Source organism: Antarctobacter aquimaris (assembly GCF_900184945.1).
Classification (GTDB): domain Bacteria; phylum Pseudomonadota; class Alphaproteobacteria; order Rhodobacterales; family Rhodobacteraceae; genus Maliponia; species Maliponia aquimaris.
Window position 1 is genome coordinate 61,673 of record NZ_FXYF01000008.1, and the last position, 19,242, is coordinate 80,914.

At 65.9% G+C, this 19,242-nt stretch carries 20 protein-coding genes; 10 read left to right on the forward strand and 10 right to left on the reverse strand.

Annotated features, from left to right (window positions below; translation table 11 throughout):
- Positions 1 to 26 precede the first annotated feature (26 nt).
- The 4 genes from MAA8898_RS15005 to MAA8898_RS15020 form a co-directional block, all read right to left on the reverse strand.
- Positions 27 to 2,387, reverse strand: coding sequence for a TRAP transporter large permease (locus MAA8898_RS15005; RefSeq protein ID WP_094021848.1), 2,361 nt, complete (start codon positions 2,385 to 2,387; stop codon positions 27 to 29).
- Between the two features lie 12 nt (positions 2,388 to 2,399).
- On the reverse strand, positions 2,400 to 3,338 hold the full coding sequence (locus tag MAA8898_RS15010) for a TRAP transporter small permease subunit (protein WP_176445178.1): 939 nt from the start codon (positions 3,336 to 3,338) through the stop codon (positions 2,400 to 2,402).
- A 112-nt stretch (positions 3,339 to 3,450) separates the two neighbouring features.
- Entirely contained in the window at positions 3,451 to 4,536 is a 1,086-nt protein-coding gene (locus tag MAA8898_RS15015; protein WP_094021849.1) for a TRAP transporter substrate-binding protein, read from the reverse strand.
- A 177-nt stretch (positions 4,537 to 4,713) separates the two neighbouring features.
- Positions 4,714 to 5,583 carry a LysR substrate-binding domain-containing protein gene (locus MAA8898_RS15020; RefSeq protein WP_245853431.1) on the reverse strand — a complete coding sequence of 290 codons (870 nt, stop codon included), beginning with the start codon at positions 5,581 to 5,583 and terminating at the stop codon, positions 4,714 to 4,716.
- Between the two features lie 93 nt (positions 5,584 to 5,676).
- Between MAA8898_RS15020 and MAA8898_RS15025 the strand changes: the two genes are divergently transcribed.
- From MAA8898_RS15025 to MAA8898_RS15040, 4 genes are read left to right on the forward strand one after another with little or no spacing between them, the layout of a single operon-like run.
- On the forward strand, positions 5,677 to 6,381 hold the full coding sequence (locus MAA8898_RS15025) for an SDR family oxidoreductase (RefSeq protein WP_094021851.1): 705 nt from the start codon (positions 5,677 to 5,679) through the stop codon (positions 6,379 to 6,381).
- Complete coding sequence (locus tag MAA8898_RS15030; RefSeq protein WP_094021852.1) at positions 6,371 to 6,616, forward strand: DUF6552 family protein; 246 nt, start codon at positions 6,371 to 6,373, stop codon at positions 6,614 to 6,616. Before MAA8898_RS15025 ends, MAA8898_RS15030 begins: the two co-directional genes overlap by 11 nt.
- 39 nt (positions 6,617 to 6,655) lie before the next feature.
- The gene (locus MAA8898_RS15035) at positions 6,656 to 8,074 is read left to right on the forward strand and encodes a cache domain-containing protein (protein ID WP_094021853.1); all 1,419 of its coding nucleotides are present in this window, start codon (positions 6,656 to 6,658) and stop codon (positions 8,072 to 8,074) included.
- Entirely contained in the window at positions 8,071 to 8,712 is a 642-nt protein-coding gene (locus MAA8898_RS15040; protein ID WP_094021854.1) for a response regulator transcription factor, read from the forward strand. The genes MAA8898_RS15035 and MAA8898_RS15040 overlap by 4 nt, the downstream gene beginning before the upstream one ends.
- Positions 8,713 to 8,731: 19 nt before the next feature.
- Here MAA8898_RS15040 and MAA8898_RS15045 read toward each other — a convergent pair whose 3' ends face one another.
- Positions 8,732 to 8,938 carry a hypothetical protein gene (locus tag MAA8898_RS15045; protein ID WP_094021855.1) on the reverse strand — a complete coding sequence of 69 codons (207 nt, stop codon included), beginning with the start codon at positions 8,936 to 8,938 and terminating at the stop codon, positions 8,732 to 8,734.
- A 490-nt stretch (positions 8,939 to 9,428) separates the two neighbouring features.
- On the opposite strand from MAA8898_RS15045, the gene MAA8898_RS15050 reads away from it, so the two are divergent.
- Positions 9,429 to 11,183 carry an acetolactate synthase 3 large subunit gene (locus MAA8898_RS15050; RefSeq protein WP_094021856.1) on the forward strand — a complete coding sequence of 585 codons (1,755 nt, stop codon included), beginning with the start codon at positions 9,429 to 9,431 and terminating at the stop codon, positions 11,181 to 11,183.
- Positions 11,180 to 12,157 carry an acyltransferase family protein gene (locus MAA8898_RS15055; protein ID WP_176445179.1) on the forward strand — a complete coding sequence of 326 codons (978 nt, stop codon included), beginning with the start codon at positions 11,180 to 11,182 and terminating at the stop codon, positions 12,155 to 12,157. Before MAA8898_RS15050 ends, MAA8898_RS15055 begins: the two co-directional genes overlap by 4 nt.
- A gap of 2 nt (positions 12,158 to 12,159) precedes the next feature.
- Here MAA8898_RS15055 and MAA8898_RS15060 read toward each other — a convergent pair whose 3' ends face one another.
- Positions 12,160 to 14,190 carry an ATP-binding protein gene (locus MAA8898_RS15060; protein WP_176445180.1) on the reverse strand — a complete coding sequence of 677 codons (2,031 nt, stop codon included), beginning with the start codon at positions 14,188 to 14,190 and terminating at the stop codon, positions 12,160 to 12,162.
- 191 nt (positions 14,191 to 14,381) lie between these two features.
- On the opposite strand from MAA8898_RS15060, the gene ilvN reads away from it, so the two are divergent.
- Positions 14,382 to 14,942, forward strand: coding sequence for an acetolactate synthase small subunit (ilvN, locus tag MAA8898_RS15065; protein ID WP_094021859.1), 561 nt, complete (start codon positions 14,382 to 14,384; stop codon positions 14,940 to 14,942).
- A gap of 69 nt (positions 14,943 to 15,011) precedes the next feature.
- Here the strand turns inward: ilvN and MAA8898_RS15070 are convergent, their stop codons facing one another.
- Positions 15,012 to 15,341 (reverse strand): hypothetical protein, encoded by a 330-nt coding sequence (locus tag MAA8898_RS15070; RefSeq protein WP_245853435.1) that lies wholly within the window; start codon positions 15,339 to 15,341, stop codon positions 15,012 to 15,014.
- Positions 15,342 to 15,368: 27 nt separating this feature from the next.
- The gene (locus tag MAA8898_RS25835) at positions 15,369 to 15,629 is read right to left on the reverse strand and encodes a hypothetical protein (RefSeq protein ID WP_141194867.1); all 261 of its coding nucleotides are present in this window, start codon (positions 15,627 to 15,629) and stop codon (positions 15,369 to 15,371) included.
- On the opposite strand from MAA8898_RS25835, the gene MAA8898_RS15075 reads away from it, so the two are divergent.
- The 3 genes from MAA8898_RS15075 (at position 15,628) to MAA8898_RS15085 (ending at position 17,882) form a co-directional block, all read left to right on the forward strand.
- On the forward strand, positions 15,628 to 16,389 hold the full coding sequence (locus MAA8898_RS15075) for a helix-turn-helix domain-containing protein (RefSeq protein WP_094021861.1): 762 nt from the start codon (positions 15,628 to 15,630) through the stop codon (positions 16,387 to 16,389). The two genes, MAA8898_RS25835 and MAA8898_RS15075, sit on opposite strands and share 2 nt — an antisense overlap.
- A 123-nt stretch (positions 16,390 to 16,512) precedes the next feature.
- Entirely contained in the window at positions 16,513 to 17,673 is a 1,161-nt protein-coding gene (locus tag MAA8898_RS15080; RefSeq protein WP_094021862.1) for an aromatic ring-hydroxylating oxygenase subunit alpha, read from the forward strand.
- Entirely contained in the window at positions 17,670 to 17,882 is a 213-nt protein-coding gene (locus tag MAA8898_RS15085; protein WP_094021863.1) for a hypothetical protein, read from the forward strand. Before MAA8898_RS15080 ends, MAA8898_RS15085 begins: the two co-directional genes overlap by 4 nt.
- 18 nt (positions 17,883 to 17,900) lie before the next feature.
- On the opposite strand, the gene MAA8898_RS15090 is transcribed toward MAA8898_RS15085, so the two are convergent.
- Positions 17,901 to 18,305, reverse strand: coding sequence for a c-type cytochrome (locus MAA8898_RS15090; RefSeq protein ID WP_094021864.1), 405 nt, complete (start codon positions 18,303 to 18,305; stop codon positions 17,901 to 17,903).
- Between the two features lie 126 nt (positions 18,306 to 18,431).
- On the reverse strand, positions 18,432 to 19,235 hold the full coding sequence (locus MAA8898_RS15095) for a DUF2189 domain-containing protein (protein ID WP_094021865.1): 804 nt from the start codon (positions 19,233 to 19,235) through the stop codon (positions 18,432 to 18,434).
- Positions 19,236 to 19,242 lie beyond the last annotated feature (7 nt).

Here is a 19,242-nt window from a genome sequence, read left to right on the forward strand (position 1 = left end):
GCGTTTTCCGTTTCGACAGATCGGCCTCAGTGCCCGATCAGATCCGGCACGATGGTCACGATCCCCGGGAAAAAGGCCAGGATCAGCAGGCCGATCACCTGGATGATCACAAAGGGGATCACGCCGCGGTAGATGTGGCCGGTGGTGACCTCTTTCGGCGCCACGCCGCGCAGGTAGAACAGCGCAAAGCCGAACGGCGGTGTCAGGAACGAGGTTTGCAGGTTCACCGCGATCATGATCGTCACCCACTTCGGATCGAAATGCGCGCCGTAGATCACCGGGCCCACGATCGGCACCACGATGTAGATGATCTCGAGGAAATCCAGCACGAAGCCCAGGATGAACAGGATGATCATCACGATGATGAAGGCTGTGCGCGCGTCTTCGAAGCTGCGCAGAAACTCCTGGATGTAGTGTTCCCCGCCGAAGGAGATCACCACGAGGTTCAGCAGTTGCGACGCGATCAGGATGGTGAACACCATCGAGGTCACCTTGGCCGTCTCGCGCACCACCGGGGTCAGGACCCCCGAACGGAACAGCACCCAGCAGCTGAACAGCAGCCCGAACAGGGCATAGAGCCAGCAGGCATAGGCAAAGAAGAAGGCGATCCAGCTTTCGAAACTGACCGACTCGGTGTTGATCCGCAGGTCAAAGTTGATGCCGGTCAGGATCATCAGGACGACGGCAAGCGTCGACCAGATGATGACCTTGGGCGACCGGTCCTCGTCCGACAGCTTGCGGTAGGCGGCCAGCATGATGGCCCCTGCCGCCCCCAGCGCCGCGGCGGGCGTCGGGTTGGTGATGCCGCCCAGGATCGAGCCCAGCACCGCGACGATCAGCACCAGCGGCGGGAACACCACGCGCAGCAGTTCGTTTTTCGACAGCCGGCCGAAGGCGTAGTAGCAGCCATAGACGCTGAGTGCCCAGGGCAACGCCATCCACAGCACCGTCGCCATGGGCGACGTGGTGGGCCCCAGCAACAGGACGTCGACGGCAAGGCCCAGCAGCACACCGATCGCGCCGATCTGCAACGGCAGCGGGCTGGACGAGGGCGACACGCCCCGCGCCACGGCCAGGATCAGGCCGAACATCACGGCGAGAATGCCGATCCCGGTCCCGATCGGGGCGGCATTGGCGATGATCTCGGCGCGGGCGGCCTCGATCTGCTCGGGCGTCAGGCGCTGGCTCTGCACGACACCGCCCGAGGCGTCGATCTCCGCCTGTTCGGCCAGCGCGGCATCCCATGCCGCCTGGCCGTGCAGGTCGATCATCGCCGCCTTGCACGAGTCCGAGACACTGGTGCGCAGCGAGGCCGAGGCGCCCTGGTCCGAAAAGCTGTCCACCCGCACGGTCTGGCTGCCCACCATGTTGACCTGCATCAGCAGCATCAACCCGGCGATCAGGCCGATCGGCACACCCAGGTACCAGGTGAACGCCTCGCCACGGGTGATCGGCTCGCCGCTCTGGCCGCCCAGTTCCACCGCCGGGGCCTTGGAGGGGTTCAGCATGGCGAAACCGAAGGCGTAGATGGCGTAGAGCACGGCCAGCATGATTCCGGGCAGCAGTGCCGCCTGGAACAGCGTTCCGACCGAGACCACCGCCGGGCTTCCGAGGTAGGTCAGCGCGTCGGAACAGCCGGCCGCCTGGGCCCGGGCCTCCTGCGCGGAGGAGTAGAGGTCGCCCGCCAGCGTGCCCAGCAGGACGATCACGATCGAGGGCGGAATGATCTGCCCCAGCGTGCCCGACGCGGCGATCACGCCGGTCGCCAGTTCCGGCGAGTAGTTGTTGCGCAACATGGTGGGCAGGGCCAGCAGGCCCATGGTCACCACCGTCGCGCCGACGATGCCGGTCGAGGCGGCAAGAAAGGCGCCCACGACGACGATCGACACGGCCAGGCCGCCCGGCAGCGGGCCGAAGACCCGCGCCATGCTGGTCAAGAGGTCGTTGGCGATCTTGGAACGTTCCAGCACGATACCCATCAGGACGAACATCAGGACCGCCAGCAGCGTCTCGATGGACTGGCCCGCGATCACGCGTTCGTTGATCCGGTTGGTGATGGCGGCCACCGTGCGCTTGAGCGCCTCTTCCCAGTTGCCGTCCGGAAAGATCGAGTCGGTCGCCATGCGTGGCAACTCGGGGTGGGTGAAGATCGAGATCGTCTTCTCGTTCACGCCGGTGGCCACGACAGCCAGGTATTCCGCCGAAGAGGTGTCCAGCGCCTGGTGGATGAGGACGCCTGCGCTGTCGAGCGCGGCGATGATCCAGAAGGAAATGACCCCCGCGCCACCGATGGCAAAGGCCACCGGAAAGCCCGACAGGATCGCTGCAAAGAGCGTCAGAAAGACGATGATCAGGCCGATCTCGACGCCGTCAAGTCCGAATAGCATATGTCCTGCCCCTTAGAATTCTGCGTGGTCGTAGGGCTCTTCGCCCTGTTCGAGCACGTCCTTGTCCAGGTACTTGCCCTCCGACTCGGGTCCTTCCTTCCACTCCAGGTAGGAGCGGTAGAAGAAGGCCCAGGCCTGGATGAAGATCAGGGCGACCATGATCACCATCAGGATCTTGAACAGGAAGTAGCCGGTGAAGCCGTTCGGGCTGAAACCGATGGTCTCGACGTTCCAGCGCAGCGCGCGCGCCTTCATCTCGAGCCGGTCCAGCTGGTCCGAGGGCGAAACGGGCGGCACGATCAGCGAACGCCACATGAAGAACCAGTTGTACAGCCAGATCATCACCGCCAGCGGCAACATGAAGATCATGCAGCCGATCATGTCGATCATCCGCTTGGTGCGGAAGCTGACAGAGGCATAGATCAGGTCGACGCGCACGTGACCGCCCTGGATGAAGGTGTAGGTCAGGCAGAGGCAGACCACCATCGCGTTGTACAGCTTCAGTTCCTCGGCATACCAGGAGATGTCGAACTGGATCGGCACGCCGATGCCCAGCACGATGTCCGGCCGGGTAAAGATGCGCTGCATGAAGACGATGACCACCTGCTGGAGCACCATCAGCAGGCCGGCCCAGGCAAAGAAGCGCCCGATCCAGTTGCCGAAGAACTCCATGCCGATCACCATGTTCCACAGGAACTGGTTCTTCCACAGGCCCACGAGGAAGATCAGCAGGAAGGTGGTGAAACAGACAAAGAAGAACTCGGTCGATCCGCCGTAGTAGACGAACCGCATGATGGCGGTCTTGTCGCTCCAGTCGAGCCAGCTCGACCAGTGCCATATGGCGTAGCCGAGATTGTAGAATGCCAAGGCGATGTTGGTGAAGATCCAGAGGATCCCGTCGCCCATGGCGCTTAGGATCTGGCCGAAGCCCATCACGCCTGTCTCTTCCATGCTGTCCCCCGTTTGCCGCCTGCCACGGCCTTCAGTTCCGCAGCCCACTCCCGGCATGCGGTGAGGGGCCCCCGGTTAACGGGAGCCCCATGGTTTTCAGGAAAACCGGGCCTCAGCCGCCCAGCACGCGCACGCGCTGCTCGACGTAGAAACCGTCCGACTTCTGGATCCACGAGGCCGAGGTGGCCAGCGAGGCTTCGAACGAGGTGCGGATCTTGGCGAACAGCTCGTCGCCCATGTTCTCGTCCATGACCTCGGCAGAGGCGCGGCCGAAGGCATCCCACACGTCGTCCGAGAATTGCAGGGTCTTGACGCCCTGTGCCTGGAGGCGCGCCAGCGCGGCACCGTTGTTGGCCAGCGTTTCGGCCAGCTGGAAGTGGGTGGTCGCCATGGACGCGTAGCGCAGGATCGCCTGCTGCTGCGGGGTCAGGCTTTCCCAGACATCGAGGTTGACGTTGGCCGCCAGCGCCGAGCCCGGCTCGTGGAAACCGGCGGTGTAGTAGATCTTGGCCACTTCCTGGAAGCCCGCGCGTTCGTCGGCCATCGGGCCGACCCACTCGAGACCGTCGAGAGCGCCCGAGGACAGCGCCTGGTAGAGTTCGCCGCCGGGGATGTTCTGGACCGATGCGCCCAGCTTGCCCAGCACCTTGCCACCCAGGCCCGGCATCCGGAACTTGAGACCGTTGAAATCGTCGGCCGAGCGGATTTCGTTGCGGAACCAGCCACCGGACTGCGACCCGGAGTTACCGGCCAGAAGGCCCTTCATGTTGAAGATCAGGCCCAGTTCGTCATGCAGGGCTTCGCCGCCGCCATGATAGTACCAGTTGGTCACTTCCTGCGCGGTGCCGCCGAACGGCACGGCGGTAAAGTAGGCGTAGCCCGGGTGCTGGCCGATGAAGTAGTAGTCGGCCGAGTGGTACATGTCGGCCTGGCCGGACGACACGGCGTCAAAGACTTCGAGCGCACCCACCAGTTCGCCCGGGGCCTTCTTGTCGATGGTCAGCATGCCATCGGACAGTTCGCTCACGAATTTTTCGAGGTAGCTTGCGGCGTCATCCAGCACGGCAAAGCCGCGCGGCCACGAGGTGACCATGGTGAGGGCCCGCTTGCCCTGCGCATAGGCCGGAGCGGCCAGCGTCGAGGCAGCGGCGGCGCCTGCACCCAGAGTCGTGTTACGAAGGAATGAGCGACGATCCATAAAAATCCTCCCAGATTTGCTTCTGCGCGTGGCTCCCCACCTCGCGCGGATCGGGTTTGAGTGGGCGCACACTAGGATGTGCTTTTGCGCGAAGAAATACCCATTGCTACGGAGTTGGGCAGAAAAATTGACCAATACGCCGCCGGATTCCCCGGGGCCGCGGCGTCTGCCGCCACGTCACCCCTTCTGCGAGCGTCCGGCCGCGTCGCAGAGCCAATCGTAGACGATCCGACGTGCGGGGCTGTGCAGGTCCTCGCGCGGGCAAAGTGCCCAATAGCCGGCCCTTGTTTCCAGCACCCCCGGCACCGCCGGAACCAGGCGTCCAAGCGCGAGGTCGCGCGCCACCATGAAGCGGCTGGCCAGCGCCACCCCCTGCCCCGCCTGCGCCGCCTCGATCGCCAGGGTGATCTGGCTGAACCGTGGCCCGGGCAGCCGCCCGGCCGGGCGCTGCCCCGTCACCTGTTCCAGGAAGTCCGGCCACAGGTCCAGCGAATCGTGCAGCAGGCTGCGCCCCTCCAGGCCGTGGCCCGGCAGGTCCGGCGCGCAGACCGCCATCATCGCCCCGTCGAACAGCTTGCGCTGTTCCAGCCCGGCCAGCGCGCGCGGCGCCCCGTAGCGGACCACGATATCGACGCCGTCGGCGCGGAACTGCGACAGCTTTTCTGTCGCCATGACCCTCAGGTCGATGTCCGGGTGCCGCGCGGTGAAATCCGGCATGTTGGGGATCAGCCACTTGGACGCCAGGCTGGGCGTGACCGAGATCGTGACCCCCTGCGCCCCCGGGCGCAGCGCCTCGGTGGCCTGTTCCAGCCGGCGAAAGGCTTCGGCGACCTCGGCGTGATACCGGCGGCCCGCTTCGGTCAGGTGCAGCCCCCGCGCGTGCCGGTCGAACAGTCGCAGGTTCAGCCGGGTTTCCAGCCCTCGGACGTGCTGCGCCACGGCGCCCTGGGTGACGCGCAACTCCTGCGCCGCCCCGGCAAAGCTCAGGTGGCGGCCGGCAGCGTCGAAGGCGCGCAGGGCATTCAGCGGCGGCAAAGGCTCAGTCAATAGGTTTCCTACAGTGTTGCGGCAGCGGTTCTGGCCTGTTCGATGGGGCCATTGCGAATTATACATGCTGCAACACGCTGAGGAGCAGAAGAAATGACTGTAGGAAAAGTGGCCCTGATCACCGCCGGCGGCAGCGGCATGGGCGCCGGCGCGGCGCGGCGACTGGCCCGTGACGGCTTTGCCGTGGGGGTGCTGTCCTCCTCCGGCAAGGGCGAGGCGCTGGGAACGGAACTGGGCGGCTTTGGCGTCACCGGCTCCAACCTCGACCCTGAGGCGCTGGCCGCGCTGGTCGACGGGGCGATGTCGCGCTGGCGGCGGATCGACGTTCTGGTGAACTCGGCCGGACACGGGCCAAAGGGCGACGTGTTGCAGATCTCCGACGAGGACTGGCACAAGGGGATGGAGGTCTACCTGATGAACGTGATCCGGCCCACCCGACTGGTCACGCCGATCATGCAGCGGCAAGGCACAGGCAGCATCGTCAACATCTCGACCTTCGCCACCTTCGAACCGGACCCGCTGTTTCCCACCTCCGGCGTGTTCCGCGCCGGGCTGGCCGCCTTCACCAAGCTCTACGCCGACCGCCACGCGCCGGACGGGGTGCGGATGAACAACGTCTGCCCCGGCTTCATCGACAGCCTGCCCGAGACCGAGGACCGCCGCAGCCGCATCCCGATGGGGCGCTACGGTACGGTGGACGAGGTGACGGGGCTGATCGCGCTGCTGGCGTCGGACGACGGAGCCTACATCACCGGGCAGAACCTGCGCGTCGACGGAGGGCTGACCCGTGCTGTCTGACATCGCCGTTTCCCGCATATCCAAGGTCGATGCCGTGAAATGGGGGGCCTCTATCGCCCAGATCGGCGGCTACGCGGCCACCGGGCTTGGCCATGCCTCGCTGGCGATCCCGCTGTTCCTGGTCGGGGTCGGCGGCTGGCTGGCGGTGGGCCTGGCCTGGCGCGACCGGGCGATCGTGCTGATCCACCTGGTGGCGCTGGCGGCGATGATCACAGGTCTGGTGTCCCGGAACTGAGGCTTTCCAAGGTCGCGCCACTCTGCTTTCCTGCGCGCCATGCGCCGTCCAGTCGTCCGACTTCGTCCGACCTACCGCCAGAAGCTGCTGCTTCTGGCGGCGGTGCCGCTGGTGCTGGCGGTGTCGGCCATCGCCCTGCTGGTGGCCGAACAGTCGCGCGCGCTGGCCAACCAGGAAATCCGCCAGCTGGAAACCCAGCTGATCGAGGCCAAGAAGCGCGAGCTGCGCAACTACGTGACGCAGGCGCGCAACGGCTTCTACTTTGTCTACGGCTCGGCCGCGCCCGACGATGCCGCCGCCAAGCAGCAGGTCATGCAGATCCTCGCGGCGATGATCTACGGCGACGAAGGCTTCTTCTTCGTCTACGACTACGAGGGCAACAACCTCGTCTCGCCGCGCCAGACCGAGATGATCAACGGCAACTGGTGGGACCTTCAGGACGGCGAAGGCACTTATGTGGTGCGCGAATTCATCGCGACGGCGCGGCAGGGCGCGGGCTACGTGGAACACCTGTGGACGAAACCCTCGACCGGCGAAGAGGCGCGGATGATCACCTATGTCACCTCCTTCCCGTCGTGGCGCTGGGCGGTGGGCACCGGGGTGTTCATCGACGACATCCTGACCAGCGTCGCCGCCACCCGCGCCGAGGTCGAGGTCAAGGTGCAACGCACCTTCCTCTATATCGGCGCGATCACCCTGATCGCCCTGCTGGGCGTTTTCGCCTCCGGGCTCGTGCTCAACATCCGCGAACGGCGGCTGGCCGACGCCAAGCTGCGCGAACTGACCCAGCGCGTGCTGGACGCCCAGGAAGAAGAGCGCGGCCGCGTCGCGCGCGAGCTGCACGATGGCATCAGCCAGATCCTCGTGGGGGTGAAATACGCGCTCGACATCGCCCGGCGGCGCGTCGCCAGCGGCGACCCGCGCGCCGCCGAGACGCTGGAAAAGGGCGCCAACAACCTCGGCACCGCGATCCAGGAGGTGCGCCGCATCAGTCGCGACCTGCGCCCCGGCGTGCTGGACGACCTGGGCCTGGGCCCCGCCATCCGCGCCCTGGCCGATGATTTCCGCACCCGCACCGGCATCGAGACCGAGTTCACTACCGTCGTGTTCCGCAACCGGCTGGATCAGGACAGCAAGATCGCGCTCTACCGCATCGCCCAGGAGGCGCTGACCAACGTCGAACGGCACGCCGGGGCCAGCCGGGTCAGCATCGACCTGCGCGGCCATCGCGCCGGCGCGACCCTGCGCGTCACCGACAACGGCAAGGGCCTGCCCGAAAGCGGCCGCACCGCAACCGGGATCGGGCTGCGCAACATGCAGGAACGCATGGACCAGCTGGGCGGCACGCTGCGCATCTTGTCCTCGTCCGATGGCACGACTATCGAGGCACAGGTGCCGCTGTCACATCTGCTGCCCCCCGGAGAAGGCACCGTCCAGCAAACGAGAGCCCGCGCATGACAGAAACCACTCGTGTCGTCGTTGTCGATGATCACCCGCTTGTCGCCGAGGGGATCGAGGCCATCCTTGACAGCTTTGACGACATCACCGTGATCGCCACGCTGGCGGACGGGCAGGCCATGATCGACCGGCTGGACGAGTTGGACCCCGATGTCATCCTGATGGACCTCAACATGCCGGGGCTGGGCGGGCTGTCCGCCACCGAGATGATCCTGGAACGGCGGCCCGAGACGCGCATCCTGGTGTTGTCGATGCACGACACGCCGGAATACATCTCGACCGCGCTCAGCCATGGCGCGCGCGGCTACGTGCTCAAGGACGTGCCCACCGAGGAGATCAAGCGCGCCATCGACACCGTCATGGCGGGCGAACGTTACCTGTGCACCGGGGCCGAAGGCGCGCTGGCCCCCAACGGGCAGGAGCGGGAACAGCTGACCAACCGCGAACAGATGGTGCTGCTGCAACTGGCGCAGGGCAAATCGAACAAGGAAGTGGCCGAGGCGCTGGACATCTCGGTCCGCACGGTCGAAACGCACCGCAAGAACATCCGGCGGAAGCTGGGCGTCAGCAGCACCGCCGCGCTGATGCGCTACGCGCTGGAACACGGCGTGTTGCAGGGCACGGGCAGCCGGTTCTGACCGGGGCCACCCACCGGTTTCACAGCTCTACGCCGGCCTGGGCGGGATCGCAGTCCGTCCAGGCCGAGTAGACCGCGGCCGGGATCAGCATGGCCTCTGTCGTCTCGTCGTCCGTCAGGGCCTGCTGCCGGTCGGGCACGCCCAGCATCAAGGCCAGGCCCATCAGCGCGACCAGCGCCACGGCCTTGCAGATCGTGAAGTCTCGATAAAACACATTTCTGGGCATGACGATCTCTTCGCCTCCTCTGAACACGGCAACAGCATCCCGCAAAGCGCGGTCACCCTCAATTCACGTTGCCGCGCGCAGATGTTGCACGCATCAGGCCCGGCGCTCCGTCGGCCAACTGAACCGCCGAATTCGATTTCATCCAGGCACGGGGCACCGCTCAGCCCCGCAGTTCCGCAGCGCCGCCTCTCGTGTCCGCGGACCCGGGCAATCGGCAGGACTCTGCCGTCCGCAACTTTCGACAAGTCCGACCCGGGTGAGACGAACTTTGCTTTCCCCCACATCAGCGGTTGACGCGTCGGCGCAACGGCCATATCGTCCCGGCGCGATGCAAGGGAGCCTCGGGCATGTCCACGCTAGTGGTAATCGTAGGAGCAAGGTGCATGGGCCGGTAATACGGACTCCCTAGAGGACCCCATGCGCCCCCGGTCTCACCCTCGGGGGCTTTTTTGTGCGCAATCGTTAGAGTGTCGTGAACGGAGAAACAGCGATGACACGTCAGATGACCGGAGCGAAAATGGTGGTTCAGGCCCTCAAGGACCAGGGCGTGGACACGGTATTCGGCTACCCCGGCGGCGCTGTGCTACCGATCTACGACGAGGTCTTTCAGCAGGAGCACATCCAGCACATCCTCGTCCGACACGAACAGGCCGCCGTCCACGCCGCCGAAGGCTATGCCCGGTCCACCGGCAAGCCGGGGGTCGTGCTCGTGACCTCGGGGCCCGGGGCGACCAACGCGGTCACCGGCCTGACCGATGCGCTGATGGATTCGATCCCGATCGTCGTGCTGACCGGCCAGGTCCCGACCTTCATGATCGGCTCGGACGCCTTCCAGGAGGCCGACACCGTCGGCATCACCCGCCCCTGCACGAAACACAACTGGCTGGTCAAGGACACCGCGCGGCTGTCCGCCACCATCCACGAGGCGTTCCATGTCGCCAAGTCGGGCCGCCCCGGTCCGGTGCTGGTGGACATCCCCAAGGACGTGCAGTTCGCAAGCGCAGAATACCAGGGCATCCCCAAGGTCCGCACCCGGCACTACCAGCCGCAGGTCAAGGGCGACATGGCGATGATCGAGCTGCTGGTCGAGGCCATCGAGATGGCGGAAAAGCCGGTGTTCTACACCGGCGGCGGCGTGATCAACTCCGGCCCGGCGGCCAGCCAGCTGCTGCGCGAACTGGTCGAGGCCACCGGCTTTCCGATCACCTCGACGCTGATGGGCCTGGGCGCCTACCCGGCTTCCGGCCAGCACTGGCTGGGGATGCTGGGGATGCACGGTCTCTACGAGGCCAACCTGGCGATGCACGGCTGCGACCTGATGATCAACATCGGCGCGCGCTTCGATGACCGGATCACCGGCCGCATCGACGCCTTCAGCCCGAATTCGCACAAGGCGCACATCGACATCGACCCCTCGTCGATCAACAAGGTGATCAAGACCGACATCCCCATCGTCGGCGACGTCGGTCATGTGCTGGAGGACGTGCTCAAGGTCTGGAAGGCGCGCGGCCGCAAGGTCAACCGCGAGGCGCTGGCCAAGTGGTGGCGCCAGATCAACGAGTGGAAAAAGGTCGACTGCCTCAAGTTCAAGGGCTCCGAAAAGACGATCAAGCCGCAATACGCTCTGACCAGGCTCGAAGAGCTGACCAAGGACCGTGACCGCTATATCTGCACCGAGGTGGGCCAGCACCAGATGTGGGCGGCGCAGTACCTCGGCTTCGAGGATCCGAACCGCTGGATGACCTCCGGCGGGCTCGGCACCATGGGCTACGGCTTCCCGGCGTCGATCGGCGTGCAGGTGGCGCACCCCGAAGCGCTGGTCATCAACGTCGCGGGCGAGGCGTCCTGGCTGATGAACATGCAGGAGATGGGCACCGCGATCCAGTACCGCCTGCCGGTCAAGCAGTTCATCCTGAACAACGAACGCCTCGGCATGGTGCGCCAGTGGCAGCAGCTGCTGCACGGCGAGCGCTATTCGCACAGCTGGTCCGAGGCGCTGCCCGATTTCGTCAAGCTGGCCGAAGCCTTTGGCGCCAAGGGCATCCATTGCCAGGATCCCGCGGACCTGGACGACGCGATCATGGAAATGCTGAACTACGACGGCCCGGTGATCTTTGACTGCCTTGTCGAGAAGCACGAGAACTGCTTCCCGATGATCCCCTCGGGCGAGCCGCACAACAAGATGCTGCTGGGCGAGGCGAAGGCCACCAATGCCATCGGTGCCAAGGGCGCTGTGATGGTGTGACCACCAAGGATGCCGCCCGGCCCGCGCAGGCGGGCCGGGTGCTCTGGCTGGATGCGGCGAGGGGCTGGGGCATCTTTCTGGTCGTGTTCGGTCATGCCTGGCTGGGCACGCAGGCCGCAGGGCTGATACCCGCCGACCGCCTGTTCGCGGTGGTCGAAAAGCTCATCTACAATTTCCACATGCCGCTGTTCTTTGTCCTCGCCGGGGTGACCTTCGAGGCATCGGTGCGGCGCAAACCCCTGCTGGACAGCCTGCGCGACAAGGCGCTGCGCCTGCTCTGGCCGCTGTTGCTGTGGACACAGATCCTGGCCCAGCTGTCGCGCCTTGCTTCGGGCGAGGGCGAAGCGACGCTGTTCGTCTGGCCGCTGCCGCCGTTCGATCACCTGTGGTTTCTCTGGGCGCTGTTCCTGATCCAGCTGGTGACGCTGCCGCTGGCCGCCTTGGGCCGCCGTCCGCACAGCACTGTCACATGGCTGGCGCTGGCCCTCGCCGCCATGGCCGCCGTGGCCATCCCCGGGCTGCCACTGACCGAGATCACCGTGAACGCGGCGCTGCACCTGGGGCTGTTCCTGCTCGGGATATGGCTGGCCCGGCTCGGCCCCCTGCCCTCCGGCACCCCCGTCGCGCTGAAGGCGCTGACCGTCTTCACCCTGGTGCAGGTGGTCAGTTTCGGCCTGCCGCAAAGCGTGCTGGCATTGCAGGCGGTCGCGGCGCTGCTCAGCCTGAGTTTTGTCCTGATGGTGCAGGGCAGCGGCGGCGCGCTGCTGCGGCTGGCGGGGCTGGTTGGGCAACTGTCGATGCCGATCTACCTGGCGCACACCGTGTTCACCGCCGGCACGCGCATGGTGCTGCTGAAAGTCACTCCCGACCCGGCGCTGCACCTGGTCCTGGGCACGCTGGCCGGCCTGATCGGACCGGTGCTGCTGTACCTCGCGGTGCGGCGGATCGCGTCGCCGCGGCTGATGGGCTTCTGACCTCACGAAGCGCGGGCGCTCAATCCTTGTGACGGCAGATGCGCCAGCAGTTCCAGCAGCAACGCATCGCGCCGCACCGGCTTGGTCAGGAAACCGTCCATGCCGACGGCCTCGGCCTCCTTCTGATCCCGCTCAAAGGCATTCCCGGTGAGGGCGACGATGGGCCGCCGCACCCAGCCGCCTTGCCGTTCCCGGGCGCGCAGGGTGCGGGTCGCGTCAAGCCCGCTCATCACCGGCATCGAGATGTCCATCAGGACGATGTCGAACCGCTCCGGATCGTAGCGATCCAGCGCCATCTGGCCATTGTCGGCCACCTCGACGCGCGCCCCGCGCCGCTCCAGCATCTTGCGCACCACCTCCTGGTTGGTGCGGTTGTCTTCGACCAGCAGCACCGCGACACCGTCCAGCCGCAGGTCTTCGGTCGACACCTCCGCCGCCCGGGGCACGGTCTGCGCCAGCGCGGGCAAGGGCAGGTCCAGCCGGAACTCCGCCCCCTGCCCCGGTGCCGAGGACAACGCGATGCTGCCGCCCATTGCCTCGGCCAGCCGTTTCGAGATCGACAAGCCGAGGCCGGTGCCCTCGTACTGACGCTCGCGGCCGCTGTGCACCTGCTCGAAGGGATCGAAGACCAGCGCCTGCTGGTCCTCCGGGATGCCGATGCCGGTGTCGACCACATGGAACCGCACCTGGTTGCCCCGCGGAGAGATGCGCGACAGGTGCAGGGTGACCCCGCCTTCGTGGGTGAACTTGATGGCATTGCCGATCAGGTTCATCAGCACCTGGCGCAGGCGCAAGGCGTCGCCCTCTACCAGCCTCGGCACGTTTTCGTCGATCCGGCAGGTCAGGTACAGCTGCTTTTGCGCTGCCAGCGGGCGCAAGAGGTCGCTGATCTCGGCGATCAGCGTGTCCAGCTGGAACGGCGCGTCCTCGATGCGCAGGCGGCCGGCCTCGACCTTGGAGAAATCGAGGATGTCCGAGATCAGCGAGGTCAGCGCGAGGGCCGCGCCGCGGATGGTGGCGACGCAATCCCGTTGCTCGTCGCTCAGGCCGGTGTCGGCCAGCAGGTCGGCCATGCCGACGATGCCGTTCATCGGGGTCCGGATCTCGTGGCTCATGTTGGCGAGAAAGCTGGACTTGGCCCGGTTGGCGACCTCGGCCGCGTCGCGCGCGGCGCGCAGCGCATCGTTCTGCGCGCGCAGGTCGGTGATGTCGGTATGAACGATGACGTAGCCGCCAGAGGGACGCCGCGTCGCCTGCGTGGCAAAGCTGCGGCCGGTTTCCGGCACCTCGAAGATCGCCTTGCGCCCGTCGGCAAAGGCGCGGGCGATCGTGGCAATTACCTCGCCCGTCTCGGGGCGCTGGCTGCGCGCGACCAGCAGATCGTGCAAGGCGCTCAGCGGCATGCCCTCGGGCACGTCGGCGGCATTCAGCTCGAACATCCGCAGGTAGGCCGGGTTGACCATCAGGATGCGGTTGTCCGGGTCCTCGGCCCCCAGCCGGCTGGTCACCATCAGGCCTTCGCCCATGCTGTCCATGATTTCGGTCAGCAGCCGGTTGGTGTCCGTCAGGACCCGCGCCTGGTCCACCAGCGACCGTTCCAGGACCGCGGTGCGGCGATTGAGCCCCGCCACCAGCGAGTCGGTCACGTCTGCCTTGTGCATCACCTCGCTGATGTTGAGCGTGATCCCGTGGTAGCCGGCAAACCGTCCCTCGGCGTCGCGCAGCGGCACCGCGCTGTCCATCAGCACGGCCCGGTCCCCGTTCACCAGCAGGCGTTCATAGCTGAGGCTGCGGACCTCCTCGTGCGCCCGAAAGGCGTCCAGCAGGCGATCGAGGCCGGCAAGATCGTGCGGCGGTTCGGGCCGATTGAGGATGCTCAGACCCAGGAGGTGATCGCGCGTCATCCGCAGACCGGAATGCTGCATGTTGACATACAACAAGCGGAAGTCCGAGTCCGTCTCCCAGGTCCAGGCCGGCATGAGCTGGATCACGTCCGACCAGATCCGCGCGTCTCTTTCCTGGTCGGTCGGCAAGATCGTCAGGTCTCCTTCAGGGGGTGGCCTGTTCATCGCTCATGACCTACCCCGAAAGCGTTGAAAGAGCATTAATCGCCGCTTTTCCCGGTGTTTGTCGCAGGTGCTTCTGGCCAAGCGGCGCAACATTGGCTACACCCGGCAGCGGCCCGCCCCGGCGGCCGGCCCGCAACCCTCGAAAAGGCCCGAAGATGTCAGCACTCAAGATCAAGAAAGGCTCGAGCAAGCACTCTGCCTACAACCTGCGCCCCACGTTCTCGGACGTGACCGAGACGCACACAATCGCGGTGCTGGTGGAAAACGAACCCGGGGTCCTGGCGCGGGTGATCGGCCTGTTTTCGGGCCGCGGCTACAACATCGACAGCCTGACCGTCGCCGAGGTGGACCACGAAGGCCACCTGAGCCGGATCACCATCGTCACCAGCGGCACGCCGCAGGTGATCGAGCAGATCAAGGCGCAGCTGGGCCGCATCGTCAGCGTCCGCGAAGTGCATGACCTGACGGTCGAGGGCCGCTCGGTCGAGCGGGAACTGGCGCTGCTCAAGGTGAAGGGCACCGGCGACAAGCGCGTCGAAGCGCTGCGCCTGGCTGACATCTTTCGCGCGAATGTGGTGGATTCGACGCTGGAGAGCTTTGTCTTCCAGCTGACCGGCACACCGGACAAGATCGACGCATTTGCCGATCTGATGCGTCCGCTGGGACTGATCGAGGTGGCACGCACCGGCGTGGCGGCACTGGCCCGGGGCGCCTGACGCCCCACCTCACGGGGAGGGCGCCTGCGGCCGCTCGTCCAAAGGGGGGCCTGTCTGCCCCGCGCGCCGTCAGCTGGCGCGGCGCGCTTCCGGAAAACTCAGAACGTTTTCGCCCCGCGCCACAGGGCGGACCGCCGTCTCCCGGCAATTGCGCAGCTCGTGCACGATGGACGGAGCAAAGCCCGCATCGACCCGGCGCAGGTTGCGCGCCCGGCGCACATCGCGCTCTTCCCTCAATTCGAACTGGATCAGGTCCCCGGCATCGAGATCGATGCCGTCGTGAACGCTTTGTTCATTTCCCGTGTAGTATGCCAGATTGCCATGGTCCTCGCACCAGATCACGGCCTTGCGGTCACTTGCATCCGCCCACAACACAACGCCAAACATTTGATCTTGCATGAGATACACCCATTGATGGTTGTGGCTTCAAACTGAACCAAAGCCAGAATCCCCGATAGATTTATTTCCGTGTCGCCGACTTGATTTTTGTGCCATGAAACGCCACCCTTGGCGCGAAAGAGCATCACGGTTGACGTCATCTAGCGTCAGTTTCGAATCAAATCTGTGTAAAACCTGACCAATATTGGATCTGAAGACCCGTGCGAACCGATCCCACAACGCCATGACAGCCAAACCTGCCACAAAACCCGGCGGGACCAGCCCCACGCCGTCCGAATTGCGCAGCATGTTTGGCGCGAACCTGCGTCAGCTGTCAAAAAGGGCGCCGTCGATCTCGGCGCTGTGTCGGGACCTCGGGATCAACCGGACCCAGTTCAACCGCTACCTCGCCGGCGAAAGCTTTCCGCGCCCCGATGTCCTGCACAAGATCTGCACCTATTTCGACGTCGATGCCCGCATCCTGCTGGAACCGGTGGCCGACATCGCGCGCAGCGACGGCGGGATCATGCGCAACCCGGCGATCGCCGAGTACCTCGGCGACGTGACCCGACCGGTGTCGGAGGAAAGCCTGCCCAGCGGCTTTTACAGCTTTGCCCGCCGCAGCTTTGTCGACGAAGCCAGGTTCGTGCGGGGCCTGATCTACATCTTTCGCAGCCGTGGTGGAACCTTTCTCAAGGGGTTCGAAGCCAAGGAAGCCATGCGCCAGCAAGGTCTGCCCACCGACCCCGCCACGCGGGAATTCCGCGGCGCCGTGATGGCGCAGGAGGATGGTATCGCCGCGCTGGTCAGCCGCCGGGGCGCGACCACCACCTCGTTCAATTACCTGGCCCGCATCCCCTCGTTCGAAAACAACTTCTGGGTCGGCTACGTCACCCGGACCGTGCGCGAGAACGTGGCCGGACGGCGGGTGGAACGGCTGGTCTACGAATACCTGGGCAATCGGGCCGCGGACGCCCTGCCCGCGGCGCGCAGCGCCGGTTTCTGCACGGTGAATGACCTGCTGACCTACCAGCGCAACCTGCTCAAGCCGGGCGACCCCTTCGTCTGAGGCGCGCCCGACGCGCAGCGTCTGACGCGGTCAAGTCCCTCCGTGTCGGGTTTGGGTCGGACAAGGCGGGGTTTCCCGTCTACCCAAGGGGGTGTCCTGTGTCCGCAACTGAGGCCCCTGCCCATGTCCCCTCCGCCGACCGACCTTGCCAGTGTCCGCCTCCCGATCACCCAGGCGCACGGCCTGCCCAACGCGCATTACATCGACCCGGCAGTCTTTGCCGAGGAACGTCAGGCGCTGATGTTCGGGCAGTGGGCGGGTCTTGCGGTGGCCGCCGACGTGCCGGAACCGGGTGACGCAAGTCCGGTCGATTTCCTCGGTATGCCGCTGCTGCTGATCCGCGGACGCGACGGCGCGGTGCGGGTGTTCCAGAACATCTGCCGCCATCGCGGCATGATCCTGGTGGAGGCCCCGCGCAAGATCGAGGGCGCGATCCGCTGTCCCTATCATTCCTGGTGCTACGGCAGCGACGGCCGGCTGGTCAGCACGCCGCATGTGGGCGGCCCCGGCCACAACACCCACGAGGCGATCGACCGTGCCGCGCTGGGCCTGATCGAGGTGCGCAGCCATGTCTGGCGCGACGTGGTCTGGATCAACGTCTCGGGCGACGCGCCCGCCTTCGAAGAGGCCATGGCCCCTGCCCTGGCCCGCTGGGCGGATTTCGAGCGCCCGCTGTACCACGGCGGCGCCGACAGCCGGATCACCCTGGCGGTGGCAAGCAACTGGAAACTCGCGGTCGAGAACTACTGCGAAAGCTACCACCTGCCCTGGGTCCATCCCGGCCTGAACTCCTATTCCCGGCTCGAGGACCATTACAACATCGAGCAACCGGGCGCCTTTTCCGGCCAGGGCACGCTGGTCTACCGCCAGGTCACCAACGAATACGGCGCTCCTTTTCCCGATTTCGCCGGCCTGCCGGACAAATGGGACACCGCGGCCGAATACCTGGCTATCTATCCCAACGTGCTGCTGGGCGCGCACCGCGACCACGCTTTTGCCATCGTCCTGCTGCCCGACGGCCCGGAACGCACGGTCGAGCACATCCACCTCTACTACGCCGAACCGGGCACCGACAGCGGCCTGCGCCAGCGCAACACCCAACTGTGGAAGACCGTGTTCGAGGAAGACATCTTTGTCGTCGAGGGCATGCAGCGCGGACGCCACGCCGCCGGCTTCGACGGCGGCCGTTTTTCGCCCGCGATGGACGGGCCGACGCATTGTTTCCATGACTGGGTGGCGGCGCGGATGATGGCCTGGCGGGGAGCGTCAGAGGCGGCCGAGTGAGCGGCCTCGACACGCTCCTGCTGGCAGCCCATGCCGCGGACGACCGGGCGGCACTGGTCGGCCTTTACGCGCAGGCGGCGGAGGCGGCGGGCGACCTGAACGCCGCCTGTTTCTACCTGACGCACGCCTATGTCTTTGCGCTGGAGATCGGCGACCCGCGGGCCGCGTCCCTGCACGCCCGGCTCAAGGCCGAAGGGCGCGAAGCCTGACCCCGCGTCCCCGGCGGATCATTGCTGGACCGACTCGAGGTAGTAGGCGATCGACAGCACCTTGCCCAGACCATGCAGCACATCCGCATCGCCCCCCGTGCCGCCGCTTTCAGAGCGAAAGACCGCCCCGTAGACCGGCATGGGTCCACCATGGGCGCGCAACCCGGTGCGACCGTCGATGATGTGGATCACCTCCAGCATCGGAAACTTGCCGCCATTGTTGGCGCTCATCTGGGTCAGATCGGGCACGGTGACCGTCATCATCTGTGTCATCGGACCATCACCCTTGGCATCGACGCCGTGGCAGGTGGCGCAATACTGGCCGAAAAAGGCTGCGCCGACCTCGGCATTCTGGGCCTGGACCATCCCCGCCGCCAGTGCGGCGGCACCGGCGAGGGCCAGTGCTGTTGACGATTTCCTCATTTTCCCCTCCTGAAATGATGCATCTGACCCCGCGCCGCTCCTCCCGGGCGAGGCAGGACACATATTACCAGTGGAATACGAAGGGGCGTTGATGCAGGTCAAGAAGCGCCCGCGCCCGGCGCGCCGTCAGGCGGTGGCCTGCGACGCCACGGTATGCTCCTCGCCATAGGCGATCATGTCGTAGACGTGCCAGGTGGCGTGCCCCAGCAGCGGCAGCGACAGGAACAGCCCCAGGAACCCCGGCAGCAGCGACAGCACAGTGACGACGCCGACAAACAGCGCCCAGCCCAGCATCGGCACCGGGTGGCGTTGCACGTAAGCGAAAGAGGTGATCATCCCGGTGACAAAGTCGATCTCGCGGTCCAGCAGCATCGGCAGCGACAGCACGGTGATCATGTAGAGCAGCGTGGCGAACCCCGCACCGACCCCGGTGCCCACCGCCAGCATCGTCAGCCCGTTTGCCGTCAGGTAGATGTCGAAACTGTTCGACACGTTGGTCATCGTCGACAGCCCCAGGAACAGCGCAAAGATCATGTGCGCGAGGAAGAACCAGAACAGGAAGATCACGATGATGATCGCGCTGATCGAGGGCAGCTGCCGCGCCCTCTGCCGCGCGATGACGGAAAAGATCTGCATCCAGTCCAGCGGTCGCCCCTGTTGCAATCGCCGGCTGACATCGTAAAAGCCCACCGCCGCAAAGGGCGCCACCAGCGGAAAGCCGATGGCGGCAAAGACCAGCCAGTAGCTCTGCCCGGTCACCCAGGTGATCCAGACCATGAACCAGCCGCCCAGGACGTAGACCCCGGCAAAGACCAGCGCAAAGCCCGGCGCCATGCGCATGTCCTGCCAGCCGCGCCGCAGCGCCCCCTTCAGCAGCGCCACGGTGACCGGGCCCAGTTCCGGCACGCCGGGTTTTGGTGTATCGGGCATGCATTCC